The 26455-nt window shown below is 41.4% G+C and carries 21 protein-coding genes; 5 read left to right on the top strand and 16 right to left on the bottom strand.

Going from position 1 to position 26455, the window contains the following annotated elements:
- Window positions 1-64: 64 nt before the first annotated feature.
- Window positions 65-1477 (bottom strand): cysteine--tRNA ligase, encoded by a 1413-nt coding sequence (cysS, locus tag BKH46_RS05895; protein ID WP_095225907.1) that lies wholly within the window; start codon window positions 1475-1477, stop codon window positions 65-67.
- A 34-nt stretch (window positions 1478-1511) separates the two neighbouring features.
- The gene (murJ, locus tag BKH46_RS05890) at window positions 1512-2951 is read right to left on the bottom strand and encodes a murein biosynthesis integral membrane protein MurJ (RefSeq protein WP_095225906.1); all 1440 of its coding nucleotides are present in this window, start codon (window positions 2949-2951) and stop codon (window positions 1512-1514) included.
- A gap of 133 nt (window positions 2952-3084) precedes the next feature.
- Here murJ and BKH46_RS05885 point away from each other — a divergent pair, with 133 nt between their 5' ends.
- Complete coding sequence (locus BKH46_RS05885) at window positions 3085-4899, top strand: FapA family protein (protein ID WP_095225905.1); 1815 nt, start codon at window positions 3085-3087, stop codon at window positions 4897-4899.
- Between the two features lie 8 nt (window positions 4900-4907).
- Window positions 4908-5486: a Holliday junction branch migration protein RuvA gene (gene ruvA / locus BKH46_RS05880; protein ID WP_095225904.1), complete on the top strand. Its 579-nt coding sequence runs from the start codon at window positions 4908-4910 to the stop codon at window positions 5484-5486.
- A 367-nt stretch (window positions 5487-5853) separates the two neighbouring features.
- Here the strand turns inward: ruvA and BKH46_RS05870 are convergent, their stop codons facing one another.
- The 14 genes from BKH46_RS05870 to BKH46_RS05810 form a co-directional block, all read right to left on the bottom strand.
- Window positions 5854-10401 carry an autotransporter domain-containing protein gene (locus BKH46_RS05870; RefSeq protein ID WP_095225902.1) on the bottom strand — a complete coding sequence of 1516 codons (4548 nt, stop codon included), beginning with the start codon at window positions 10399-10401 and terminating at the stop codon, window positions 5854-5856.
- Window positions 10402-10506: 105 nt separating this feature from the next.
- Entirely contained in the window at window positions 10507-12207 is a 1701-nt protein-coding gene (locus BKH46_RS05865) for a hypothetical protein (RefSeq protein WP_095225901.1), read from the bottom strand.
- Window positions 12208-12891, bottom strand: coding sequence for a tight adherence pilus pseudopilin TadF (tadF, locus tag BKH46_RS05860; RefSeq protein ID WP_095225900.1), 684 nt, complete (start codon window positions 12889-12891; stop codon window positions 12208-12210).
- A complete protein-coding gene (locus tag BKH46_RS05855; protein ID WP_095225899.1) occupies window positions 12891-13418 on the bottom strand; it encodes a hypothetical protein in 528 nt (175 codons plus the stop codon). The genes tadF and BKH46_RS05855 overlap by 1 nt, the downstream gene beginning before the upstream one ends.
- Window positions 13396-13542: a hypothetical protein gene (locus BKH46_RS09490; protein WP_172402576.1), complete on the bottom strand. Its 147-nt coding sequence runs from the start codon at window positions 13540-13542 to the stop codon at window positions 13396-13398. Before BKH46_RS09490 ends, BKH46_RS05855 begins: the two co-directional genes overlap by 23 nt.
- Window positions 13532-14263: a CDC27 family protein gene (locus BKH46_RS05850; RefSeq protein ID WP_095225898.1), complete on the bottom strand. Its 732-nt coding sequence runs from the start codon at window positions 14261-14263 to the stop codon at window positions 13532-13534. The genes BKH46_RS09490 and BKH46_RS05850 overlap by 11 nt, the downstream gene beginning before the upstream one ends.
- Complete coding sequence (locus tag BKH46_RS05845) at window positions 14263-15102, bottom strand: type II secretion system F family protein (RefSeq protein WP_095225897.1); 840 nt, start codon at window positions 15100-15102, stop codon at window positions 14263-14265. Before BKH46_RS05845 ends, BKH46_RS05850 begins: the two co-directional genes overlap by 1 nt.
- The gene (locus BKH46_RS05840) at window positions 15102-16010 is read right to left on the bottom strand and encodes a type II secretion system F family protein (RefSeq protein WP_095225896.1); all 909 of its coding nucleotides are present in this window, start codon (window positions 16008-16010) and stop codon (window positions 15102-15104) included. Before BKH46_RS05840 ends, BKH46_RS05845 begins: the two co-directional genes overlap by 1 nt.
- Window positions 16010-17395 carry a CpaF family protein gene (locus BKH46_RS05835; RefSeq protein WP_095225895.1) on the bottom strand — a complete coding sequence of 462 codons (1386 nt, stop codon included), beginning with the start codon at window positions 17393-17395 and terminating at the stop codon, window positions 16010-16012. The genes BKH46_RS05840 and BKH46_RS05835 overlap by 1 nt, the downstream gene beginning before the upstream one ends.
- Window positions 17386-18462 (bottom strand): hypothetical protein, encoded by a 1077-nt coding sequence (locus tag BKH46_RS05830; RefSeq protein ID WP_095225894.1) that lies wholly within the window; start codon window positions 18460-18462, stop codon window positions 17386-17388. The genes BKH46_RS05835 and BKH46_RS05830 overlap by 10 nt, the downstream gene beginning before the upstream one ends.
- 9 nt (window positions 18463-18471) lie before the next feature.
- Entirely contained in the window at window positions 18472-19866 is a 1395-nt protein-coding gene (locus tag BKH46_RS05825) for a pilus assembly protein N-terminal domain-containing protein (RefSeq protein ID WP_095225893.1), read from the bottom strand.
- Complete coding sequence (locus tag BKH46_RS05820; RefSeq protein WP_095225892.1) at window positions 19850-20689, bottom strand: SAF domain-containing protein; 840 nt, start codon at window positions 20687-20689, stop codon at window positions 19850-19852. Before BKH46_RS05820 ends, BKH46_RS05825 begins: the two co-directional genes overlap by 17 nt.
- Before the next feature lie 77 nt (window positions 20690-20766).
- On the bottom strand, window positions 20767-21192 hold the full coding sequence (locus BKH46_RS05815; RefSeq protein WP_095225891.1) for a prepilin peptidase: 426 nt from the start codon (window positions 21190-21192) through the stop codon (window positions 20767-20769).
- Between the two features lie 5 nt (window positions 21193-21197).
- Entirely contained in the window at window positions 21198-21434 is a 237-nt protein-coding gene (locus BKH46_RS05810; RefSeq protein ID WP_095225890.1) for a Flp family type IVb pilin, read from the bottom strand.
- Window positions 21435-21765: 331 nt separating this feature from the next.
- On the opposite strand from BKH46_RS05810, the gene BKH46_RS05805 reads away from it, so the two are divergent.
- From BKH46_RS05805 to BKH46_RS05795, 3 genes are all read left to right on the top strand, one after another.
- Window positions 21766-22338 carry a DUF417 family protein gene (locus BKH46_RS05805; RefSeq protein ID WP_253248314.1) on the top strand — a complete coding sequence of 191 codons (573 nt, stop codon included), beginning with the start codon at window positions 21766-21768 and terminating at the stop codon, window positions 22336-22338.
- A gap of 108 nt (window positions 22339-22446) precedes the next feature.
- Window positions 22447-25269, top strand: coding sequence for an excinuclease ABC subunit UvrA (gene uvrA / locus BKH46_RS05800; RefSeq protein ID WP_095225888.1), 2823 nt, complete (start codon window positions 22447-22449; stop codon window positions 25267-25269).
- Between the two features lie 71 nt (window positions 25270-25340).
- On the top strand, window positions 25341-26447 hold the full coding sequence (locus tag BKH46_RS05795; protein ID WP_095225928.1) for a class I SAM-dependent methyltransferase: 1107 nt from the start codon (window positions 25341-25343) through the stop codon (window positions 26445-26447).
- Window positions 26448-26455 lie beyond the last annotated feature (8 nt).

The following is a 26455-nucleotide window of genomic DNA, read 5'->3' as shown; positions in this document are numbered from 1 at the left end:
CTTGTAATGATTTTCTTAAAATTTTTAAGGTAGGCTGATTGTAGCACATTTTAGCCCAAGCCCATTAGTTGATTTTTTCCCATACACAGCCAGAGGGTGTATCCATTAGGGCAATCCCTATATCCATCAGTTCCTCTCTGATCGCATCGCTTCGGGCAAAATCTTTGTTTTGCTTTGCTTGCGTTCGTTGGAGGATTTGTGATTCTATCCAAGCTTTTTGCTCCTGACTGACCCCTAGCTGGAAATATGCACTCGCTTCTTTGCCCCCGATACCCAAAAGCTGCTCGATGAAATCAAGATTCCCTTTTATGCTCTCTTTGATGGCTTTGAGTGCAGATTTGTCTTTGGTCTTATCAAGCCTTTCATTGCAATGGCTAATCATTTCTTCTAGCACACTCAAAGCCTTAGAAATATTCAGATCATCGCCCATCGCCTCAAGCATTGCTGCACAAAAGCTAGCTTCTGGTGTGCCTGTGCTGTCCCCAACTCGTTTTTTGAGTCGATAAAGCTTATCAAGGCGCTTTTTGCTCACAAGCAAATCTGCTTCATTGAAATGTAAAATCGCTCGATAATGTGTCCCTAAAAGATAATTACGCAAAATCTCTCCATCATAAGCCCTCAAAGCGTCTTTGACAAAAAAACTATTACCCAAGCTTTTACTCATCTTTTCACCATCGATATTGACAAAACCATTATGCATCCAATACTTAGCGATCTCTTGACCCATCGCGCAGCGCGTTTGGGAGGCTTCGTTTTCGTGGTGGGGGAAGATAAGGTCTGCCCCACCCCCGTGTATATCGATCTGATAGGGCTTGTCTGTATAGGCCAGATTTTTTTCTATCATGGCCGAACATTCGATATGCCACCCTGGGCGCCCTAGCCCTAATGGGCTTTCATAGCCAATATCTCCATCGCCTTTATAAGCTTTCCATAAAACAAAGTCTTTTTCGTTTCTTTTTTCTTCATTTTCTTGCACACGGCTGATACTGCCCTCATCATCGCTCCCTCGGTGGCTGATTGTGCCATAAGATTTATCTTTGGTGGTATCAAGATAAATATCTCCTTGAGAGGTTTTATAAGCAAAGCCCTTTTCTAAAAGCTTTGTGATGATTGCTACCATCGCAGGGATATTTTCTGTGGCCTTAGGCTCTGCGTGTGGCCTATGCACAAGCAAGGCTTGCATATCAGCAAGATAGGACTCGATATAATGCGCACTCAATGCTTGGATACTCATTTGAGTTTGGTGGGCTTTTTTAATGATTTTATCATCAATATCTGTGAAATTTTTGACACAAGTGACCTGATAGCCCAATAACTCTAGTGTGCGAGCGAGCAAGTCAAAGACTATCGAACTTCTAGCGTGCCCTAAATGGGCATCATCATAAACCGTGGGGCCGCAGACATAAATCCGCACAGCATTGGGCGTGATGGGGATAAAATCGACTTTTTGTTTTTCTCTGGTGTCATAGATTTTCATTACCAACCTTTTTGATATTCAAGCAACTTGTGACTCAAGCAATATGAAAAAAATGCAAAAACCCTCCCAACACCACCACTTCAGCCACGCCAAGAACAAGCAGTGCCAGCCAGCCTTTTGGAAAAGCCATTATACCCCAAAACTTCCTTAGCCCAAACTCCCGCACACTCAACACAAAAAGCATGACCCCGCTCAAACTCGAAGCAATCGCTAACCCCACAGCCCCAAAATCCCACATCAACGCCAAAGAACACACCACCCCAAAGACAAGAGAAATCGCTGAAATTTTAGCTGCCTTACCTTGGAGTTTGTGCGCATACAGCCATAGAGAAAAAATCCGTGATAGCCCAAAGGGGAGCAATCCAATCATATACATTGCAAAGACATTGGCTGTCATGAGCGTATCGCTCCGATGGAAACTCCCCCCTTCAAACAAAAGCCATATGATCTCATTTTTAAGCATTATCCCCCCAATCAAGCAACCCCAAAGCATGACAAACAAAAACCAGAAAGATTTTTTCATACTCTTGAGGGCTTGATGGGTCTGAGCGTTTTTGATAGCTTTAGCGACCATCGGAAATAACGCAGTTGCAATCGCAATCGCAAACAAAGCTAAGGGGAGCTGGAATATGCGATTGGCATAATACAAATATGAAATGCTCCCACTGGCTAAAAACGAAGCAAGCATTGTGTCGATAAATGAAGCAATCTGTGCTGTAGAGCTGCCTAAAACAGCGGGAAAAAACTGCTTGAAAAAAGATTTCAAATCATTTTGGGTCTGTTTGCGTAAATGTATGGGCGCGCTTGAGGGAGAAAGCAGTCTTTTGAGGTGCCCAAATCCCACGCAAAAAAGCTTAAAAAACCCCCAGCGATACAGAGGATAAATATGTATCAAAATCTGCGCAACCCCGCCGCACAAAACCCCATAACTCAAAAAATACACAATTTGTAACAAGTCCCTATCTCTGCCTATATACAACGCCCCTATCATACAGATATTCAGCAAGGCTGTGTTGTATGCCCCTACCCAAAAGCTATGCTTGTATTGCAAAAGTGTGCTCAAAAATGTCACGATAAACACGAGCTCTAAATACCAAAAATTAATCACTACAATTGGCTGGGCTAAAGCAATCAACTCTCTATCAAAACCAAAGGCCAAAAGTTGAGTGACCTCCTCTGAAAACGCCCATACCAAAAGCCCCAAAACAAGCAGCACACAAGCAAATATACCCAACACGCTCAAGGCAAAAGCCCCTTTTTTCTGGCTGGAAATAAAACTAGGCAAAAAACTCTGTGCAAAAGCCCCTTCACCAAATATACGCCTGAATAAATTAGGGAATTTAAAAGCGATAAAAAAAATATCACTATACATACCTGCCCCAAGTATATGGGCTGTATAAAGATCGCGCAAAAATCCAAAAACTCTCGAACACATGATCCCACTGCTATTAGTCAAAAACGCTTTTTTCAACAAACTGCTTCCTTTGGTGATAAATCAATGCAATACCCAATAAATATTATAAACATATTGTAAAATAATCATTACAGCATAATTATTGTAGAATCAAGCAAGTATTCTACCAAATAACTAGACACTAGGAAAATGTATGGAAGCCCCAAGCTTTATCCCGCAAGTCATCAGAAATTGTGAAGATGTCAATAAGGAACTCCAAAAGTTTTCACTTGCCTCTAAAATCCATCAAGACTACCTCTGGTTTGATGTGTTGAATTTCCAAACGCTCATTAAAACCAATGAAAAAGATGGCTATCAGCCCCTATCAGGGAACGCGCTCGCCCAATTTGAAAAAGATGATTTTTATATCAAAGATAATTTTAGCCTGCTGCAAACCTATGACATCAGAATCTACCCCAAAACCAAGGACTACAAACTCAAACTCGAGCTCACGCCCCAAGCGGACAAGCTTTATTTAGTCTTTGATGAACATTTTATCATCATCAATGACGATCAGTTTTTTGAAGAGATTTTTAGCGTGATCGATTCTTTGATGGCACAAAACAAAGTCATATTCAGACAGCAATATGAACAACGCGAAAATCTCAAAGCCGCACTCAAAAACTTCCAAGCCCAAGGCGCCCAACCCCAAAAACTGCTCCTCAAAACAGCCCCTGATTTTATCCCGCACACGCCATCAGAATTTCGCTTCCTCCTCAAAAATGCGTGGGAAAAAGACAAGGGGACAAAAGCCCCAAAAAACTCTCTTTTTGGCACAAGCCCTGATGTATCCATCGCTGAATATATCAAACCCATCAAAGGCAAAAATGGCCGCAATCTCAAAGGTCTTTATATCAAAATCGATATCAAAGACATCGATCAAATGCCCCCTTTGAGCTATAACAAAAACTTTATTCAAAGAGAAGAAACTAGCGAAAAAATCGTATTCAAATCCCTCATCAATGGCTATGTCAAAATCGAAAATGACACGATTATTTTCAACACCGATTATGAATTCACCTCAATGAAAACTACCAATGCTCCTATGCTCCTTGGCGGGGTAGAAAGCGGGATCACATTAGTGATCAAGTCTGAAGATGAATTCAGCGACGCTGTAGGCAGCAATATGATCTTAGAAGCAAGCAAAATCCAAATTATCGGGAGCGTGGGCGAAAATGTCACATTGAGCGCACAAGAAATCTCGATCCAAGGGCAAACCCATCAAAGCACCACCATCAAAGCCCAAGAAGCTAAGGTCACCACACACAAGGGGCGATTTTTAGGCGAGCATTTTTCTGTCAGAAATCTTGACACAGGCTTTATCCAAGCAAGTGATTGTTCTATCGAAGTTGCCAGTGGTGCGACTATCTATGCAAAAAAAATCGCTATCAAAACGCTCAAGTCCAACAACAAACTCCATTTCAGTCAAGAATGCGAACTCCAAGAAATCCAAGGGGGTGAGAATCGGTTTGTCATCTCATCAGGGGCAGATATCAAGACCAAGCAAGTGATGGAATTTATCCACAAAAAAATCGCTCTACTCAAATCCAAAATGCACACCATCGCCCAAGAATACCAGCTTTTTGTCACCAAAGCTAAAAAAAACAAGCCCATCATCGATAAAATCAAATCAGCTGATAAGACCACACAAATTGCAATGCTCGCTGAAAACGATATCAAAAGGACTTATGATCAGTTTATCGCACACATCAAAAAGCTAAAAGTCCTCAAAAGAGAATTGATAGGATTTCAAAACAATATCAAAGACCTCAACGCAAGTCTATTAGAGATAGAAAACGAAACATTAGGAGCTAGGATCTTAGCCAAATCAGAGTGGCGATTTGAAAATGAAGTCATCTACCATCAAGACTACCCCAAGCCCAATGATGAAATACTGATTTTAGCTGATGGAGAAAATATCGATATTCGTATCGATCCCTTGAAAAGAAAAATGATAAAAACCCACTAAGGAATTCAATGATTACAGGTATGATTGGCAATCTTTATCGATTAGAGCCCACTTTTGCAGAGCTTGAAATCGGTGGTATAATCTATGGTATCCATATCTCTACAAACACAAGCTATGCCCTCAATGAAAAAAAGGAACAAAAAGAGCAAAAAGTCAAGCTCTTTATCACACAAATCATCAGAGAAGACGCGCATTTGCTCTTTGGCTTTGCGCAAGAAATCGAAAAAATCACTTTTGAGCGCCTCATCAAAATCAATGGCGTAGGCCCTAAAGTCGCGCTTGCAATCCTCTCAACCTACACGCCCAAAACCTTTGGGCTCATTATTCAAGACAAAGACATCAAAGCCCTCCAAAGAGTCCCTGGTATCGGGGCTAAAGGCGCAGGCAAAATCATGGTCGATCTCGCAGGCTTCTTCTCAGAGCTCATCACCCCCAAAGAGCCACAAAAGCCCGATGAACGCAATGAAGCGTTCATGGCCTTAGAGAGCTTGGGATTTAAGAGCACAGAAATATCCAAAGTCCTCAAATCAATCCCCCACACCAACACACAAGAAATCATCAAAGAAGCACTCAAGCAACTCCGTTAGGCTATTGCTTAGGCTATCTTTCTAGCAGACCCATCTTTAAACCTTAGGCTATTTTTTAGCTTTGGTCTATTTTTATGCTATTCTTTGGCCTTGGCTTTTTCTGATAGAGCTATTTTCTGATAGCCCTAATCTTTTAGCCCCCCCCATTTATCCCTCTTTAGCCCCTCCCCCATTAGCTCCTTTTGCACTCCACACTCCATACTCCACACACGCAAAATCTCTAGCCACACTCTCTGATCTCTCCTAAAGCCCCCTACTTTTTGAGCCCTCTTTAATCCCTTTTGAGCCCCTTTTTTGAGCTTTTTTAAGCCCTCAAGTGTGGTCTAAAATCCAACCATAGCCATTGCTAAGACTTGGTTAAGCTTAGCTAAAATTTATATTTCAAGCCCAAAGCCCCATTATAATACTGCTCGTTGTTAGCGATTTTGACCCCCAAAGACCCAAAGCCATATGTATTTGTGCTGAATTTAAACTCTGCGCCTGCAAAGCCTGTGTAATAAAGCTTGGTCTTTTTCTCTAGATCATTGATAATCTCTACCCCTCCGATACTATAGCCGATACGATCTTGCGTGCTAAGCACCTGATATTCCACACCCGGTATTACATAAAAATACCCTCCATCTGTGAAATATTTCCTAAACTCTAAGCCCACATTGGCATTGAGATTGAAATAATCACTCCCTTTCTGACCGATATTGAGTCCTGTTTCTTCATACGCACCTTGTATGCTATAAAGCCCGCTCAAGCCCACTAATGGCTTGATATAAAAATGATTTTCAGGGGCAGTGATGGCAAATAAATAGCCATAATTCACACCGATTCTGCCTTGCTGGGAAGTGTAGTCTGCGCTTTGCTCTGAAGCAGTATCTAGGATACGCATTTGCCTGTTTTGATTGACAAAGCCGATATTATATGAAAGTGAGATATCGAGCTCATTTTGATAGGCAAAATACCTTGAATACGCCGCTGCTTGGATATTATGAGAGTGGTTAGAAATCCCACCATCGCTTTTATTTTTCGCATAAGCATAAGTCGCTTGAATCCCTGCGATGAAATGCTCGCCAACCATCGCATCATACCCCACAGAACCACCATAAATCACAGAATTCCCCCCTGCTTGCGCATAACCCCCTACGACACTCCCCCAGAGTGCCATTGTTTGCTCTTCTTTGAAAGCTTGAGGCTCTATGAGTGCGTTGAAGGCGTCTGATTGGATATTTTCATCAGCTGCAAAATGCTGCTTGGAGAGCTTTTGGATCACAGCGCTCAGTGTCGCTGGTGTTGCAAACGGATTACTCAGCATTGTCAAGCGATTTTGCACCAAAGATGACGCAATCAAATCCACGCTTTTACTCACAGAATTATGCTGGGTCTGCTTGGCAAGAGATTCGAGATTATCATCAACATCAGAAGCGAGCTTTTGGAGGACTTCAGGGTCAGAAGCGTGCGCGATGATAGAAACTGCATAGGCATCCGAGAGATTACGGATCCCCTCTAAAATTGAGCTTTGTCTTTGGGTGAGGGTCTTTTTTTCGACAAAATCATAGGTTTCGATTTTTTTCATCGCTGCTAGGAGGTCATTGATTGCTTGAAATGTCTGCAAATCCGATTCCTTGAGCTTTTCTTCAAGCTCAGCGCGCACTTTTGCATAAGCTGATGGGATATGCTTGTCATCATCGCCCTCAAATGCTAGCTTGGCTTCTACTAGCTTTTTTTGTGCTGCTTGGAGCTCAGGGGCATTGGCTAGCTCTGTTTTGGCTTGTTCATCGAGATATTTTTTTTGTGCTGTTTTGATGGCATAATCCAGATTTGATTTGAGATAGTCTAAATTGTTCTTTTTAGACACTGCATCATAATAGGCTTCTTCTGCAGCGTCATAGTCTGTATTCCACTGCTTTTTTTCTTCTTCTGTTTTTTTGTTGTATGCTTCTGTTCCATATTCATTATCTAATGTGTTATATTTCTCTTTAGCTGCTTGATACTTTTTAATCTCTTCATCATAAGTTTTGAGGTCTTTGTATGCTTCTTTTTCTTTTTCAGTGCTTTCAATGGTCTTATACCCCTCGCTTTCTTTGATCTTATCAGCCACGCCTGCTTCTAGGCGCGTTTGGACAGATTTGAGGTCTTCTTGGGCTTCTTTATAAAGCTTGTTGTAGGCATTGACCTTTTCTTGATAGAGCTCACTGCTTCCGGGCTTATAATGTGTCCTGTCATCGCGAAATTTTGTGATAACAGCTAGGGCATCTTCAGAGGTCTTTTTTGCAAAGCTTTCATATGCGCTTTTGAACTTGCTGAATTCTTCAGGGCTTAGCTCAGGGAAACTTTTTGCGTCCATATCTCTGTTTTTATACTCTCTAAATAGCGTATCAATGAGATCATAAGCCCTAGAATTATAATGTGCCATGATTCCATAACTATCATTATTCCCCATGGTAATGGAGCGTTGGGCAGTTTGATAAGTGGGCGTAGCCTTGATGTCTGCAACAAGTGTTTTGAGCTCTTGGAGGTTTTGTTCTAGCTTGGTTTTTTCCTCCTTAGTGCTAGCGTGTGCGATAGAAGCCTCATAAGCTTGGACTTTTTCATCAAGGATTTTTAGCTTTTGGATCTGTTCTAAGAGGACATATCGATTGGCTTGGAGATCGCTGATTTTTTCATAAAGATCTTTTCGAGCAGAGATGTCATCATTAGCTTGCTTGATGAGTGTATCGATACTTTTAGCCCTTGAGCTTTCAGAGGGCTTGATGATGACATAGAGATTTTGCTTGCTCGCGTCAGTTTGTGTTTCAAAAGTGAGATTATCTTGGAGATATTTTTCCTTCACTTCAGTGAGCGCTCCATCTTTTTTAGACGCTGTGAATAGATGGATATGGTCTTTGGGGATATTGATAGGAGCGCTTGGGGTTTGGGGCGGTGTTTGCTTGGGCGTTTCGTTTTTCTCTGAAGTTTCAGATGGACTCACTTCAGATGGGCTTGAGGGAGGGACAGCAGCCATTGTGAGCGCTGCTAAGGTATTGCCTTGGAGCTCACTTGTTTTGCTCGAATCCACCAAAGGAGTGCTCGCCGGAGGACTTGCGAGCTCAGAGGGATTTGAAGACTCAGAGGGATTTGAGGGTGCAGCCGGAGCAGTGGGCGCAGAGCTAGTGAGCTCAGCAGAGCTCAGAGGCGTAGAGGGATTATCAACACTCGCAGTCTTAGAGATTTCAGCAGGGCTAGGGGGTGTTGGAGGATTGTTTGTATCGCCCTCGAGTGTGATCCCTCCCTTTGCTTGGAGGAGGAGATAAGCGCGATTACCTAGCACAGGGCTATCAGGACGCGAAATGATCCCATAGTTTGCACTCGCAGCTAAAGTCGCCTTGCCACTAACTTCCATATAACCATATCGATTGGTGTCAATCGCCCCACTGAGTAGCCACCCAGAGTTTTTAAAATCTCCATTAACTTTCAAAAACCCGCCATCAACAAGCAAAATCGTGCCATTTGCGTGGTTAGTGAGATTACCCTGAATATCCACAGAACCCCAATCATACACAGAAATCCTGCCCTCTTGCCAACTAGGAGTGTCTGTGAAATGCGTATTACCTACCAATGGATTATTGAGCGCTTTTGTGATATTAGCTGCTGTGTGCTCCAGAGAGGGACTTGAAAGATTCTTTGAATCATTTAAAGGCTTTGAATCTGCTAAAGCGCTACTTAAGACCTTGTTTGTAGTTTCAGTAGTTTCAGTGGCTTCAGCAGCTTGATTTGTATCTGTATTCAAGGCCTCGTTTGAATCTTTAGGCTTGCTTGCAGTTTTTGAGGCTTGGATAGTGCTTGCTTGGATACCATTATGCAAGCCCTCGCCCTCTTTGCTGAGCGCAATGCTTGCTGCCATCGGAGAAGAAAAATATAACTCGCCTGTATTATAAAGCGAATGCCCGATAAAGCCCACAAAAAGATCTTGCGCTATGGGAGTGGTTATATCGCTAGGATTTTGCTGATAGGCTGTGGCACGAAAACTCCCTTTGTTGTATTGATCCCCTGCATAAAAATAGCTTTTTGGATAAGAGATCGTATGGCGCATTTTAGCACTATAGTGGATCTCTCCCTCATTGACAATCAAAAGAGATGAGCCATTACTCAAGTAAATATCGCCCTCTAGCGTGAGAGTTTTGGCACTAGCAGAGGTGATACGAGTGAGCTCGGCTTTTGTTCTTTGAGATTTTTCACCGATATTTGTGCTTTGTGTGAAACGGAATTCAGAATACTGCCCGTATTGGTTAGAAAGGTCAGTTGCGAGTGATTGCAATGTGGGCGCGCCAATACCCACTTGGATACCTGAGATCACACTGGGCGTTTCCCCTGTAGCTTGGAAAGTTAGGTCAGAATGGGGCGCAACGATAATTTGACTCCCCTTGCTCATGTGGTCGCCCATGAGCGTGATTTTTCTTGTATTGTCTAAATCAAGGAATCGATCCAAGACTTCAGAGCTTGTTTTTGTATCTGCTTGAAACTCCTCTTTGATCGGAGGGAGCGTGTAGTAATAAAATCCATCACTCAAATCAGAGCTTTTCAAATCAATCTTAGGCAATTTATCCTCTGTCAATGTAGCTTGTGATGATGTGTCTTTGGATGCATTGGTTACAGAGCTTTTGAGAATAGGTTTCATAAAAATAACTTCTCTGCCCCCTGCCTTTTTGTCCTCCTTGTCCCCTTGTTTGCTGCTTGGAATTAAATAGCTATAGCCATAGCTATTTAAACTCGCACAAACACTATCATCACTCACGCACGCAGGGAAGTCCCTCGTAAAATGGGGCTTTGCCTTTGAAGAGTCTTGAGAATTCTCAACACTATTTTTAGGATCTGCACCCTCTGGGCTATCAGCTAGCAACACACTCAACCCCACAAAAGAACCGATAACAAACAAATTTTTAATCATCGTTTAATCCTAATAATAATTTTCATTATTAAAACATAATATATATTAATACTAGTTTAAAGCTACAATATTTTTTCTTTTTCTATCGGTAAAGTTTTAATATTATTAAAATTTATTTTTATCAATAAAACGACCCAATTCATTTCCAAAAATGAATTTTTTGAATACATTTAAAAATTCATCAATATTTTCTACAACTTCTGCGTGCCCCTCCCCTGCGCAAGCCTTCCACTGCCGCAAGGTTTCTTGAGAGTCGCTCTTTTTGGCAATATTGATAAAAAATATCTCTGCTTCCACGCCTTTTGTGCGCATACCATCGCGTATCCTCTGACACAAGCCCATCGCATAAAGACGCTCTTCCATATCCACAAGTGGGTTTCTTGATGGATCGCCCACTGCAAGCCCCTCTGCATCGACACCATCTGTCACAACAATCATGGCTCTTTTTTTATGCCTACCTTGATTGAGCATTGCAGCGCCTCTGAGTAAAGCAGTACTTACAAGTGTCAGCCCCCCGCCTTCTGTCTTGGTATCAAAGGGCTTTTCATTGAGGATTTTTAAGCTCTCAGGGTGGGGGATAGGCTTGAAATTTTCTTCATAAAATTTAATACGCAGTCCATACATGGAGTGGTCAATGATGGATTCGATATTGCTAGAACGGCTATAATAATCATAGGCCACGCCATTGATTCTAGCGCCCTCGTTTAAGGGGTTGCTATCCATCGTGCTGTAAAATCGAAAGCTAAAGGCCTTTTGGGGGTCAAACATATTTTGCAATGTGGCTTCATAATCAATCACTTTAGGCAAGCCCTCTTTGAGATTATAAAAAATAATATTGCTTTGCTCTTGAGTAAAAGCTCTAAAAAATTTCAGTGCACGATCGCGTTCGGGGTGATCGGCATAAGGTGGGGCGTCAAAATTCATCTTACTAGAATCAATCCTTGCATAGCGATTGGTCACCACACCTGACCAAAAATCATAATCTGTAAGGATAAATTCGGGCTTAAAAGTCGCTTGCAAGACATAGTAGCTAGCTTGTTGGGTTTCTTTAGAGGCGCTGCTAGAAGTGTGGTTGCCCCTGATGAGTGCATAGGTGTGTTCTTTTTGGATCTGAGAGCCAGCATAAAAGGGCAAAAAGGCAAATTCGGAGCGATTATTTTGCGTGGCATTGATGGTTTTGATGATTTTTAAGATAATGGCTTGCATGACTTCAGCGCGATTGCCCCCGCTATTGAGTTTGGAGCAGATTTGAGGGTCATAATCGGGATTTTGGGGTTGGCAAAAGCTGATTTCAGAAGACTTGACAAGAAAATTCGCGCGCATTGATGAAGAAAAATCCAACACAAATAAATAATCCCTATCCCCTCCTTGGCTTGTTGGCTCTAATGACACCATGGCTTGGAGCTTGCCTTGTGAGATACCATCAAGCTGAGTCCTAAACCAAGCAGGCAAAAGCAAATCTGCTGAAGTTGTGAGGATTTCTTGCGTGTTAGCGCCTTGCTGAGTAGAGGTCGCGATGGTTTCAGTGATACTTTTGATGTTTGAGAATTTCAAGTTTTTATTATAAAAATAGCTTTTCAGATAGTTTTGGATCAATAATCTTTTTTCCCCCTCACTCTGCAGAGCATACGCCCCTAAAGTCGCTTCTCTGAGTGCGTCTTGGAGTCTTGCTTGATACACAAACATACTCGCCCCATCAAATGCAAGCGCTAAAAGCCCGATAATCAAAGGAGCTAAAATCGCTACAATAATCGCAATCGCCCCTCTTTGCTCTCTGAAAAATGCCGATACAAATATCCTTGCCATCTATCGCCCCATTGCAATGCTTGAAGATGAGAGCGGAATGAATCGCGTGATGAGATTTTGTAAAGAAAATTTGCTCGTTTGCTGCATGCATACCGACACTCTATAAAGTGGCGCATATCGCTGCTGTGCTGTCATCACACTCAAATTTGCATTGTCTTGGAGGTTGTTTGGAGTCTGGCAAGCAAAAGGGCCAAAATCATAGCTCTGCACACTCTGCGTGCTGCGAGAAATCCCATCAGAGCTGAAATGCAGCACTTCGATTTTCAAAGCAAGATCTGTATGCAAGGGCATCATATCTTTAGACAAAGTATTGAGTATCCTATAGAGCCCAGTGGCGTCATTACTGCTAAATGGGGCGTTAGCATACAAAGAGCTCTCGCGTGCTAAAGAAAGCAGAGAATAGCTCAAGCGATCGAGCCTGCTTTGATTGATGAGGGCTTGACCTGTTTGAGCAAGCAAGACAATGAGTAAAATCAAGAGTCCAAATATCAGCGAAGCTTCAATACTCACAGAACCTTGAGTGTGTGCCATCAATCGCTTAAAAAGTGGCTTGTTGGGTAGTTTGGGGGGTTGGGAAGAGTGAGTGAATAGGGGGTCTTGATGGTCTGCAAATGAGCGTTTGGAGGGGAGTGAGCGTTCAGAGGGGGTGGATAATGGGGTGAATCGTGGGCTTAAAAACAACATCAAGATCCTATAGTTGGGGGATTTTGGGTATTTGGCGTGGGGGTGTATGCATTGCGCTCGCTATAATAAATCGCCTTAGCTGCGATCTCTTCAAGACCAACTGCTATGCGAATCAGTCTAAAGATTGGGTGGAGCTTGTAGCGTGATGTATATACAATCAGCACATTTTCAAGATCATTGCCCGTGCAACTGCTATTTTCAAGCTCTTGGAGAGAGCGGCAAAACTGCAAGGTCGTTTGCAAAGAATTTTTAGTATCCATAAACAAAAGCAGCTTATTTTTGTGCGTATCGATATAGCGCTCAAATCGCGTTCTATAGCCATCTTTAGGCAAGCCTATAGAGGCATATTGGGCTGCAGCTGCGTTGATATAATCAATCGTGGCAATCTGAAAAATCAAAATCGCTGTTTCAAACAAAATCATCAATAGCAAGAAAAAAGGCAGAAACAATAAAGCAAATTCCAGAGTCGCTACAGCGCTTTTTTCAGTCATGAATTTTAAAGGCTTATGCAATCTGATAAAGCCCATAGAGCCCATTGCCTTGATTTTCAAAAGCCATCTTGAGCGTAAGTTGAGATATATCAGAGCTTTGAATAGAGCTTTGGTAGTTTGTATCAAGATTTTTAAGATTTTCAAGATTTTCATAAGGCATCGCGCTTGATTTTAGAAATATTACGGATAAAGTTCCGCGGGGAGTCTGAGAGATTTTCTTTTTGGACAATTTGGAGCGCCATCTCAGGTTTATTGGCCTTAATCAGAGCAAAAATGAGATTATTCAACAGCTTAGTGTCCTTGTATCCACGCATATAGAGTGGATAGAGATAATCGATCGCCTCAGGGTATTTTTGCTCTAAAATACTCACCATTGCAAGATTGTTATTGATGATTTCATCACTCAAAAACAGCCTTTTTGCCTCCAAAAAATTCTCTTTAGCTAAAGGAAAGTTTTTTTGCATGGCAAAAATAATCCCTTTGAGATTATAAGCTTGGGCGATATTTTTATCTTTTGCAATGAGCTTTTCTAAAATATCTAGGGCTTCTTGATACTTAGAAGTGGCTTCAAGCGACTTTGCCCATAACAGCATTGCTTGATTAGACTCTGTCTGCAACAATGGCGTGAGATAATAAAACACTGAATTATAATCTTTGGATTCAAAATAATATTGGGCCAATTTAAGCCTTATTGTCGGTGTGTCTTGCTTTTCAAGCTTTTCTTTATAGATACCAATGAGATCTTTATAATTCTCAGCTGCAAGCAACACCTTCTCTCGATGCACTTCATTGCCAAAAAGGTCATTTGTATCGCCCCTAGAAGCACAGCCTGCGATGATAAGTGCTAAAAGCCCCACTGCAATCATGTGTATATTTTTCATCAAAATCCCTCCAAAACTTTCATCACACCCGGTGCTGCGATGATAATAATCACTGGAAACATAAAAAACAAAATCAAAGGCACACTCATCTTTGCAGAGAGCTTGCCGATCGCTTCTTCTGTTTTCAAAAGTTCAAGCTCCCTAATCTCCATAGACAAATGCATCAAGGTTTCATAGATCGCACTCCCATACTTAAGGCTTTGGCGCAAGGTCGCACACATCATACCAATCTCTGTGCCAGGGAGCTCCTTTTGCAAATCAATAATCGCGCTCTCTAGCCCAGAGATTTCGCTTTTGAGCACGATACGATTCAAAAAGGGTGCAAAACCTTTATTGACCTGCTTCATATTTTCGTTCAAAAACTTGATTGCCCCCTCGATATTCATACCTGATTGCACGCATATTGCGAGCAAATCCACAAACATCGGTATATCTCGGCTGATCTTTTGGATACGCGTATCAACGATAAATTTCTGCAAATACTGCGGCAATAAAAATGCCACCAAAACAGCCATGATTCCAACAATCCCCAAAAGGGCTTGAGAAAGATGGAGATTCAAGGCCATATCTAGCATATACACAAACAAAAACACTCCAAAAGCACTCAAAATCTTCCAAGCAATATTTTCATCAAAAAGCCTGATATTCCGCAATAAAGTATCCGATTTTTCTAAAATATGCTGGGCTTTATGCGATTTTTCGCCCAAAGGATTCTTATCAATATCTTGCGTGTTTGCCTCGATAAAAATAGTGGCCTTTTTGACTTGGGCGTGGTGCTTGTAAGTCGCCCATAACACCACAAACCCAAAGACCAAACAAGCGCCATAAAAAATAGCCATTATATTTTCCTCATCAAAAACAAAATAATCCCCATACCAATCCCCTCACTGATTAAAAAATAATACAAAATATACCGACCATTGGGCTCATACATAATGTAATCAAAATTATCAGGGCTGATAAATTTCATCAAAATCAAAAACACAAAGGGGATAGCTGCAGTGATTTTTGAACTCATACGCACTTCTGAAGTCATCGCATTTTTCTTTTTTTCCATAGCCTTAGCTTTAGTCACAGCCCCAGAGAGTTTTGAGAGCACCTCTTTGATCCGCGCACCACTTTTAATACTCACTAAAAGCGAGGTCAAGAAAAAATAATAATGGTCAAATGGAAGACGCGCATAAGATTGGATAAAAATCTTTTCGGGATCTTCGCCCACATTTAAGCTACGCACGATAGTTTTAAACTCATCAGCCAAAACTCCACTCATTGTATCAGCACAGCTTTGGAGGGCTTGAGTGATATTATTCCCTGAAGAGATTGCCCCTGAGATGATGACTAAAGCTTCTGGAAAGCTATTTTCAAATTCATTTCTGAGTCTTTTTTCTTGCAAACTATTAGCGATATAGCCGCCAAAAAGCACAGCCACGCATAAAATCAGCAAAAAATTAAACTGCAAAAACAGCGCATTAGCACCCACAAACACCCCCACACTCACAAGCACAGCCAAAACGCCTGTAAGCTTCAATCCCTTTTCTTGGGTATATACATTTCTGAAATGCCATTGGAGCCTTTGGGAAAGGGAGGTCAAAAGAGGTTTTTTGCGCTGGTTTGAATCAAGACTGGGATAAGTCAAATCAATGTATTCAACGAGCTTTTGGATTTTTTGCATTTTTTTACCCAGATAAATAGCCCATAACAAGCCCATCACACCAAAAATCAACATCACAACAAAAAACCCCCACATCAAATCTCCTTTTTCCCATCTTGTTGCGCGTCTTGGGGCATATCTTGCCTTGCCCTCATATCTTGACTTTCCTGCATATCTTGACTTGCGTTTTGGAGCACGCGCTCTAAAACAGGATAAATATCAAAGAGCATTGTATTTTTTATCAAAACTGAATCTTGGGGTATCCCGCCAAAGACATAGCGACCTTGGATTTTGCCATTTACATCGCGATTGGGGTCGATTTTAAATGTAAAAATATCGTGGAGATGGATCTGCCCTTCATATATCCCTGTAATCTCTGAAATCGCTACGACCTTACGACTCCCATCATTGAGCCGCGCAATCTGCACGATGATATTGACTGCTGAGGCGATATTGCGGCGGATCGCTTCGATAGGGAGGTTAAACCCTGCCATCATCACAAGATTTTCTAACCTTGAAATCGCATCAAATGGGCTATTAGCGTGGATAGTAGTCATCGAGCCATCGTGCCCTGTATTCATTGCTTGGAGCATTTCAAAAGCCTCTCCACCCCGACACTCCCCGACAATAATCCGATCAGGCCGCATACGCAAGGCATTGATAACAAGCATACGCATTGTAACTTGACCGCTATTTTCTACCCCTGCCATACGCGTTTCAAGCCTCACGATATGGGGCTGCTGGAGCTTGAGCTCTGCGGCGTCTTCTAAGGTGATGATACGCTCATCATTAGAAATATGCTGAGAGAGGGCGTTTAAAAGCGTGGTTTTACCTGAGCCTGTGCCACCGGATACAATGATATTGCACCTTGATTTAGAAGCAAGTGCCAAAATCTCTGAGATTGCTAGGCTCATTGAGCCATATTGACGCAATTCATCGAGGCTTTTAGAATTTTTATTAAATTTTCTGATAGAAATAGAAGTCCCATCTAGGGCTATGGGGTTGATAACGACATTGAGCCTGCTGCCATCTGATAGCCTTGCATCCACCAAAGGCTGCGCGTCATCAATACGCCTCCCCATCTTAGCGACCAAACGTTTGGCAATATCAGTGAGTTGAGAATTATCGATAAAATATTGATCGGTTTTTTCAAGCTTGCCATTTCTTTCAATATAAATGCTATTGGGTCCATTGACTAAAATATCGCTCACAGATTCATCTTCCATCAATACGCGTATGGGCCCTAGCCCCATGATTTCATCAGCAATGACTTCACCGATTAAATGGAGTTCATATTTGGAGAGATATTTTTGATGGGAAAGCGCGACTTTTTGGATAGCTTTTAAAATCTCTTTTAAAAACACTTCACGATTGTCAATGAGCTGCTCGATTTGCTCGATATCTATTTCAGAAAAGACCCTTTCTCTGATGAATCGCACAGAGGCATTTTGCTTTTCTCTGAGTGTTTGATTCAAATCCATCTGCGTTTCCTTTTGGCAGGCACGCCTGTGAGTTTGTCGGCTAAAAGTTCTAGGGATTTTTTTGTATTGCCCTTTGTGACTAGCCCCACACAAGAGCGATCTAGCGACTGATTGGGGATACAAATATCGATTTTAGCCCCCATGATCTCTTCCATATCTGCAATATCCAAAGATGATTTAGCCCCTAGCCTTGCTTGATTGCAGCAAACAAATACCTTTTTAGCCCCTTGATGGACACTTCTCAAAAACTCATTGATACGCAAAATCTCTTTTGTCTTACGCAAAGAATCTAGCTCAGAATTCATCACAAGCACGATCGTGTCTGATTCGTTCAAAATCATCTCAATGGTGTCTTTGGAGTGGCTTTGGACAGAGTGGTCATAGAGGATAAAATTGAAACGTTTGTGCTTGGGGTGGTGGTAGTCATAGGCATCTTCTGCTTGCTCTTTAAACAAGCACACTCCATCAGGAATATCTAGCTCTTTTTCAAAGGATTTTCCTGCGATAAAATCCAAATTAAAAGAGCTATCAGCCCCTTGGACATTTAAGACCAAAGATAAAAATCTCTGCTTTATCACTTGTGCAAGCCCATAAGTTACAAATGAATTCCCCACGCCTCCTTTTGTCCCTAAACAAGTGATTTTGACAGATTTTTTATTTGGAATATTAACCTCAAAATTAAAAATCTTCTCATAAATCTGATCGATTTGGCTCTCCCAATCAAGATAAAAAATCCCTTGGGATAAAAACTGCTGACAAATCTTGATCGAATCATTGCGAGATAAGATAATACAAGGAATATCTTTAGGGAAAATCTTTGGGATCAAAGCACAATAATCATAAGAGTTTTCTATCTGCTGGATATCTAAAATCACAGCTTGGAGCTTAGAGGTCAAATCCTCTGGAGATACCTCTAGCGGATTTTTCTGCAGTCTTTTAAACACAGAAAGTCCTTGCAAAGAGAGCTGAGAGCAAATGCGTTCGATATTTTCTAAACTTTGTGAAACAATCAAGATAGCGCCCTCTAAATGGCTATTAGAACTAGGATTCAAAAAAGGTATTTTCATCACATCTCCTTAGTGCATGAAGCCGATATTCTGCACAAATGCACGCAACTCTAGCCCATCATCTCGTGTGTTCTTGTATGGCAAGTCAAAAAATGATTCCATCAAAGTCCGAGGCTGGTATGCGGGCGCAAAAACATCTTTAGTAACAGGCTTTGCTAAACTCACCGTAGCAATCACAATCAGCTCCATCTTAGAGCGAGTGATATTGGTCTTTCTAAATAATGCTCCCAAGATGGGAATATCACCCAAAAACGGGACAGAACGCACATTTTCATTATCGCGTTCATCTAAAAGCCCTCCAACCACAAAACTCTCCCCATCAGCAACTTGTATCACGCTCTCAGCACGTCTTTTCTTGAGATTGGCTGCACTCGCACCATTGCGTTCGATGATACTTTGGATATTGCTCACTTCTTGAGAAATCCGCACGGTAATTTTCCCACTACTCTCTACTTTAGGCTGGATTGTCAGAGATATTCCATAATCTTTTGCTGTCCCTGGAGAGCTCACTGCGCGACCTCCAAAGGTCACGGTGTTGGTGATGGGCGTGTATTGCCCTGTCACACTAAAATGCGCATCTTCTCCACTCAAAACCGAAAGATTAGGTTCGGCCAAGATTTTTGCAATCTGATTGTCTTTGAGCGCATCAATCACGGCTGCAAAATTGAATTGTGAAAGTCCAAAGCCGCCAGAATTTACCAAAGGCAAGGCGATAGAACCACCATTAAAATCAAATCCGAGCTTGCCAATGAGATTTTTCTCAACATCAACAACAAGCAGCTTGACATTAACTAATGATGATAACGCCACGTTCATTTTATCCACCAAAAAATCACTCTCATATCGGGTCAAAAAAAGCAATGGATTATCTTGCTGCTCGCCCTCTCCTCCGATTCTCTGAGAAGTCCTGTCTGCTGAAGCAGGATTTTTCTCTTTCTTTTCAAGCTCTGCTCCAAGGGCTAGGGCTGCCATACGATAAGCACTATCTCTACTGCCCTCATCAGGCACAATTCCACTGATAACATAGCCCTGCTCTCCGGGCAAGCCAAGTTTTGTGAGCTTGATTTTTGCCCCTGCAATCTGGCCCTCAATGAGCTCTTCGATTTTTTTAAGATTGGGCGCTAGGGGGTCGATGGTGATACTAGCAGAAAAGAGCAAAATATCTTTATTTGCCTTACTCCCAAAAATCCTAATATCTGCATAGCCATTATCATTAGCATAAACCACCACTTGATGGGAATCGATAATTTTATAATCGAGCGCTTTAGGGTCTGAAGCAAAGACTGCAGAAATCGGCATTGTGGTCTTAAACACTCTTGAATCGCCCTTTTTCATCAAAATCTCACCACCCCATAAAGCCACCCCGCACAAACAAAACAACAGACCACTAATTAATCTGTGCATTTTCACCCCCTCTGAATTCTTTGATAAATTCTTTGGTTAAGATGTTGTTTGTCCCAATCATCGAACGCGCACTCACAGATGTGGGGAATATATAAAAATACCCTAGATTTTCGATTGCATAGATTTTTTTGATTTCTTCAGAATCAAGCTCGATATTCAAAACACCTTGTGGAGGGCTTATGTCATTAGATTTTGTGTCTTGAGGGGGCGTGGGAGATTTTTGCAAGAAAAGCACGCGCTTATTGGCAAACACCAAGAAAAGATTAGAGCTATTGCCCGTATCTTCAGAGGCATATGGCTGTTTTTTGTCTTTTTTAGCCAAAATATTGACAGATTTTTTGTTTTTTGTTTCATATTTGAAATAAATATCGACATATTCGTTGGGCTTGAGCTTTGAGAGGATCTGATATTCCCTCTCTTCAAGCGCAAACCCAAAAGGAAACAACCCCTCTTTAGGATCTGCACGCATTTTATCATAAGCTTCACTGCCAGGGCGAGCGAGCTGAGAATAGGAGAGCTTCTGGCCTTTGGAGATATTTGAGAGCAAAATAGAATCTGTAATCAAATCTTTTGGCCCATCAACAACCACATCTCCCCACTCCTTGCCTTGTATATCTGTAAGTGTTTCTATCGCAATATCTGCCCCATCAAGCACCTCGCCTTGCTTTAAATCCCTTGCAGCGACCAAAAAACTATATGTTTGCTCTATGGGCTTGGACTCTGCTTGCTCTTTGGGAGCAGGGGCGCTTTGGGTCAAAAACAATCCAAATACAGCAACAATCAAAATCAAACTCGATAAAACAATCATTATTTTTCTATTCATAAAAAACCTTTGATATTTATGGTAAGTTTTATACTTTTATTTACTCTTTCAGCCTTTGTAGGGCGATTTGATAGCTGTTATTGAGGCAACTGGGGCAAGAAAAACAAAAAACTAGCACAAAAGCCCACCCCATAAGGGACTGATGGCTCTAACTTGCGATAAAAAGACAACCCCCAAATCACAATCCCAATCACTGCCCCCACCACAGAGGTCACAAACAAAAAAGACATAAGCAAATCAGTGTTGATAAAAAGACTCAATGCCCCCATCAACTTGACATCTCCTGCCCCTAAAAGCCCCCGATACCAGAGCACAAGCCCCACTAAAAACAAAAGAGCAGGGAAGAAAAAATGCACCCCAATTCCATAGATCCAACAACTGATTGCCCCCATAGATATTACTATGATGATTTGAGTATTACTGATGGTGCGATAAAAAATATCTGTCAGCGCAATCCATAAAAGGATCGCACCCCACCCGACAAATAAAATCATAAAAGCCATTGATTTTAGCGGCCACCTTGAGATTTAGAGATACTCAAGCCATCTTGGATTGAGCGAAAAGAATCCTTGATTCTAGAGATCAGCCCATCTTCACCCCCACTGCCTAAAACGATAAATAACATTGAAGAAATTGCCACAGCAATCAAAGCATATTCAATCGCTGTTACCCCTCTTTGGCATTTGAGAAAATCCATCGCCTTTAGCATCATGAATATTTGAAATCTTTTGAAGCCATCTCGCATTATTTTGCTCCTTAACTGAGTTATTTTCAAGCTCGCACATATTAACTATTTACTCTTAAGAAATAATAAAAATCATTATTAATAGTAAAATATACAAAAAATATTACCATCAAATACAATCTTAATATTTGGGTCAAGTTTTTGGAGATAAAATTACTCGATTCTCTCTATTAATTCAATTATTTTTATCTTAATAAATATAAACTTTAACTATACTCTGTTATATCTCGATAATTTTATTTGCTATAAGTTACCTTAAACAAGATAAAAATACTTTCTTGGTTTCATACCAAATCAAGAAAATTCAATGCCACAAACAAAAGGATACAAAGTGCTGTGCAACAAAAATTTAGAAAAGCTCGCTCGTTTGCGATATGGTGGGGTCGTGGTGGCGCATATTGCCATTTTTGTTATTTTTATCTGGATAGGGGGTTTGAAGTTTATTAACTATGAAGCAGAGGGGATCACGCCATTTGTAGCTAATTCGCCTTTGAGTAGCTTTTTATACAAAGACGCTAAAGACTACAAACTACACAAAATCCCTGAGGGCACTGCTAATGAACAAAACGCCCATTGGCAGCAAGAAAACAGAACCTACCTTGTTTCCTATGGTTTGGGTGTTCTCATCATTGCGTTTGGCACATTAGTGCTTTTGGGGATTTTTTATCCTTATTTAGGGCTCATCGGTGGAGGTCTTGTCTTTTTGATGACGCTCATCACTCTATCATTTTTGATCACCACTCCTGAAGTCTGGGTGCCTAATATGGGTGGGGCTGATTATGGTTTCCCTTATCTCTCAGGGGCTGGGCGGCTAGTGATTAAAGATTTAGCAATTTTAGCCTGTGCTTTGATCATCACAGGAAGCTGTGCACAGAGGATTTTACGCACTAAAACTCGCCTTTAGTCCAAAGCCTTTGACCCCCTTGAAATGGGGGTATCCAAACTCCCCCTCAAATCCCATCACGCAATCTTTTATTTTGATGTATAATTCCAAACTTGCAAGGAGTGCAATTTGTTAGATAAAATTCAAATTATTGGTGCAAAAGAAAATAATCTTAAAAATATCCATCTTGAGATTCCAAAAAATAAATTGATTGTCTTTACTGGGTTGAGTGGCTCAGGGAAATCAACTTTAGCCTTTGATACTCTCTATGCAGAGGGACAGCGGCGGTATATCGAGTCGCTATCAAGCTATGCACGGCAGTTTCTTGATAAAGTCGGCAAGCCCAATGTAGATAAAATCGAGGGGCTCACTCCAGCAATCGCTATCGATCAAAAAACAACGAGTAAAAATCCGCGCTCCACGGTGGGGACAATCACAGAAATTTATGATTATCTAAGACTGCTTTATGCACGAGTGGGCACGCAACACTGCCATTTATGCGGTAAGCCCATCTCTCAAATGAGTCAAACTGATATCATCGATCAAATCCTCTCCCTCCCTCAAGACAGCAAAATCATCTTACTTGCCCCTATCATCAAAGAAAAAAAGGGAAGTTTTCAAGACAAAATCCAGTCCTTGCGCCAAAAGGGCTATGTCCGCGCTTATATTGATGGGGTGATGGTGCGCTTAGATGAAGAGATCCAGTTGAGCAAAACCAAAAAACACACGATAAAAATTGTCATCGATCGTGTGAATATCCATCAAGACAATCACTCAAGAATCGCACAAGGCATAGAAAAAGCACTCAAAGAAACTTATGGTGAGATTGAAGTAGAAATCATCGACCCAACCCAAGAGCACAATCAGCTCATACACTACAGCGAGCATTTAGCGTGTTTTGATTGCAAAATCAGTTTTGAACCCCTAGAGCCTTTGAGCTTTTCGTTCAACTCACCTAAGGGAGCGTGCGAGGATTGCGGGGGCTTGGGGAGCAAATATAGCATTGACATCAAAAAAATCCTGAATAAATCCCTCCCGCTCAACAAAGGAGGGATCAAGGTCATCTTTGGCTTCAATCGCAATTATTATGCTGAGCTATTCAATGGCTTTTGCAAAAGCAATGGCATTGATATGGACAAATCCTTTGAAGACCTAGAGAGCCATAAACAAAATGCCCTGCTTTATGGCAATGGCTCTGAAATCGAATTTTTCTGGAAAAATTCAAGCTTGAAACGCCCTTGGAAAGGTATTATTCAGATTGCTTATGATATGTTTAAAGATGAACGCGATTTGGGTGATTATATGAGCGAAAAGCCCTGCAGTGTCTGCAATGGCCATCGACTCAAGGCCTCATCTTTGAGCGTGAAAGTCGCTGGATTGGGGATTGGTGAAGTGATTGACAAGCCCATTGAAGAGGCTTATGCGTTTTTTAATGAAGAAAAAAACTTTGCTTATCTCAACAAACAACAGCAATTCATCGCTAGCTCTATCCTCAAAGAAATCCGTGAAAGACTATTTTTTCTCTATGATGTGGGGCTAGGGTATCTGAGCTTGGGGCGGGATGCGCGGACTATCAGCGGGGGAGAGAGCCAGAGGATACGCATTGCAAGCCAAATTGGGAGTGGCCTTACAGGGGTGATGTATGTCCTTGATGAGCCCAGTATCGGGCTGCACGAACGCGATACACTCAAACTCATCAAAACACTACGTAGTCTTCAAGAAAAGGGCAATACCGTTATTGTCGTCGAACACGACAAAGAAACAATCAAGCACGCCGATTTTATCGTAGATATCGGTCCTGGTGCGGGCAAAAATGGTGGAGAGGTCGTATTTGCAGGCACTATTGGTGCAATGCTTGAGTCCAATACCCAAACTGCCCAATATATCAGTGGCGCTAAGACTATCACCTATCCCCATAACAGAGAGCAAAAAAAATGGCTGCAGATCAAAAATGTCACCATCAATAATATCAAAAATCTAAGCCTAAAAATCCCTCTTGCAAATTTTGTATGTATCACAGGGGTGAGTGGGAGCGGGAAAAGCTCTTTAATTCTCCAAACCCTCCTGCCCGTAGCCCAAGAGCTACTCAACAACGCCAAAAAAGTCAAAAAATGCGATGGTGTAGAAATCAATGGGCTAGAAATGCTCGATAAAGTGATTTATTTAGATCAAACGCCCATAGGCAGAACCCCCCGAAGCAATCCAGCTACCTATACAGGCGTGATGGACGATATTAGAGTGCTGTTTTCAGAGGTCAAAGAAGCTAAGATTCTAGGCTATGGCGTGGGGCGTTTTAGCTTCAATGTCAAAGGTGGGCGTTGCGAAAAATGCCAAGGTGAGGGCGAGATTAAGATTGAAATGCACTTTTTGCCTGATGTGATGGTCAAATGCGATGCGTGCAATGGGGCAAAATACAATCCCCAAACACTTGAAATCAAATACAAAGGCAAATCCATTGCTGATGTGCTGCATATGAGCGTCGATGATGCTTGTGAGTTTTTTGATAAAATCCCTAAAATCTTCTCTCGGCTCAAAACGCTCCAAGATGTGGGGCTAGGGTATATCACATTGGGTCAAAACGCCACAACGCTCTCTGGTGGGGAAGCCCAAAGAATCAAGCTCGCCAAAGAACTCAGCCGCAAAGACACAGGCAAGACACTTTATATCCTTGATGAGCCAACTACAGGCTTGCATTTTGCTGATGTGGATAGACTCACAAAAGTCCTCCACCATCTCGTGGAGCTGGGGAATTCAATGATTGTTATCGAACACAATCTGGATATGATTAAAAATGCTGATTATATCATCGATATTGGCCCTGAGGGCGGGGATAAAGGCGGGAAAATTGTCGATATAGGCACGCCTTCTCAAGTTGCCAAAAACCACACAAAAACAGGCAGCTACACAGGCAAATTTTTAAGCAAAGAATTGAAAGAATCAGGAGAAAAATAATCCCTCTCTGCACCGACTTGAACCCACAGCAATTGGGGCAATTTTTTACCCCGACTTTTATTGTCGATACAATGTTAGGATTGATGGAAAATTATGGGAGCATACTTGAGCCCAGTTGTGGCAATGGCTCTTTTTTGGATCATCTCCCAAATCACGCAATCGGTATTGAGATCGACCCTTCAGTCATCAAAAACAAAAATGTAAAAAATATTGACTTTTTTGCTTATGGGGCTGAAAACAAATTCGATACTATCATCGGAAATCCCCCTTATATCGCTCATAAAAATATCCCTCCAAACACTAAAAATCTTTTAATGCCTTATAAAAATATTTTCGATCACCGCAGCAACTTGTATTTATTTTTCATTTTTAAATCCATTTTGCATTTAAAGCAAAAGGGCGAATTGATTTTCATCACTCCAAGAGATTTTTTAAAGCTCACTGCAGCCACCAAACTGAATCATTTTTTGTATCAAAATGGAACAATCACAGATTTTATCGACTTAGGGGACAAAAAAATATTTGATAACGCACAGCCCAATTGCGCTATCTGGAGGTTTGAAAAAAATAATTTCACAAGAAAAACAAATATTTTAAAAAATTTCAACTGCCATCAAGGGCAAATAACCTTTACCAATGCGTCTTACCCGATTTTATTCAAGGATTTATTTTTTGTAAAAGTCGGTGCAGTCAGTGGCAATGACAAGCTCTTCACGCATTCTGTGTTTGGAAATGAGGATTTTGTTTGCTCCCATACTTGCAAAACAAACAAAACAAAAAAGATGATCTACAATCAATACCACCCATTTTTAGAAGCACACAAACAAGCCCTTATCAACAGAAAAATAAGAAAATTTACCCAATCAAACTGGTGGCAATGGGGGAGGGATTATTTCAAAAGCGACTGCCCAAGGATTTATGTCAATACAAAGACAAGAAACAAGCAGCCATTTTTTATCCACCCCACAAAGGCTTATGATGGCTCGATTCTTGCGATTTTTCCAAGATTTCAAACAGATAGCTCTTTACTCAAAGAAATTTGTGATTTATTCAACCACACAAACTGGGAAGAATTGGGCTTTGTCTGTGATGGGAGGTTTTTATTCTCACAAAAAAGTCTAGAAAATTGCTCGCTAGGAGAAAACTTTGCTCGGTTTTATTCTTTAAAAAAATTATAAATATGATC

Source organism: Helicobacter sp. 12S02634-8, assembly GCF_002272865.1.
In the GTDB taxonomy this organism is placed as follows: Bacteria; Campylobacterota; Campylobacteria; order Campylobacterales; family Helicobacteraceae; genus Helicobacter_J.
This window is presented reverse-complemented; position numbering and strand designations above follow the sequence as displayed.

Coding starts and splice junctions, on each gene's coding strand:
- cysS (WP_095225907.1), bottom strand. CDS start 1,477: ATGAAAATCTATGACACCAGAGAAAAACAAAAAGTCGATTTTATCCCC.
- BKH46_RS05885 (WP_095225905.1), top strand. CDS start 3,085: ATGGAAGCCCCAAGCTTTATCCCGCAAGTCATCAGAAATTGTGAAGAT.
- ruvA (WP_095225904.1), top strand. CDS start 4,908: ATGATTACAGGTATGATTGGCAATCTTTATCGATTAGAGCCCACTTTT.
- BKH46_RS05870 (WP_095225902.1), bottom strand. CDS start 10,401: ATGATTAAAAATTTGTTTGTTATCGGTTCTTTTGTGGGGTTGAGTGTG.
- BKH46_RS05865 (WP_095225901.1), bottom strand. CDS start 12,207: ATGGCAAGGATATTTGTATCGGCATTTTTCAGAGAGCAAAGAGGGGCG.
- tadF (WP_095225900.1), bottom strand. CDS start 12,891: ATGTTGTTTTTAAGCCCACGATTCACCCCATTATCCACCCCCTCTGAA.
- BKH46_RS05855 (WP_095225899.1), bottom strand. CDS start 13,418: ATGGGCTTTATCAGATTGCATAAGCCTTTAAAATTCATGACTGAAAAA.
- BKH46_RS09490 (WP_172402576.1), bottom strand. CDS start 13,542: ATGCCTTATGAAAATCTTGAAAATCTTAAAAATCTTGATACAAACTAC.
- BKH46_RS05850 (WP_095225898.1), bottom strand. CDS start 14,263: ATGAAAAATATACACATGATTGCAGTGGGGCTTTTAGCACTTATCATC.
- BKH46_RS05845 (WP_095225897.1), bottom strand. CDS start 15,102: ATGGCTATTTTTTATGGCGCTTGTTTGGTCTTTGGGTTTGTGGTGTTA.
- BKH46_RS05840 (WP_095225896.1), bottom strand. CDS start 16,010: ATGTGGGGGTTTTTTGTTGTGATGTTGATTTTTGGTGTGATGGGCTTG.
- BKH46_RS05835 (WP_095225895.1), bottom strand. CDS start 17,395: ATGGATTTGAATCAAACACTCAGAGAAAAGCAAAATGCCTCTGTGCGA.
- BKH46_RS05830 (WP_095225894.1), bottom strand. CDS start 18,462: ATGAAAATACCTTTTTTGAATCCTAGTTCTAATAGCCATTTAGAGGGC.
- BKH46_RS05825 (WP_095225893.1), bottom strand. CDS start 19,866: ATGCACAGATTAATTAGTGGTCTGTTGTTTTGTTTGTGCGGGGTGGCT.
- BKH46_RS05820 (WP_095225892.1), bottom strand. CDS start 20,689: ATGAATAGAAAAATAATGATTGTTTTATCGAGTTTGATTTTGATTGTT.
- BKH46_RS05815 (WP_095225891.1), bottom strand. CDS start 21,192: ATGGCTTTTATGATTTTATTTGTCGGGTGGGGTGCGATCCTTTTATGG.
- BKH46_RS05810 (WP_095225890.1), bottom strand. CDS start 21,434: ATGCGAGATGGCTTCAAAAGATTTCAAATATTCATGATGCTAAAGGCG.
- BKH46_RS05795 (WP_095225928.1), top strand. CDS start 25,341: ATGTTAGGATTGATGGAAAATTATGGGAGCATACTTGAGCCCAGTTGT.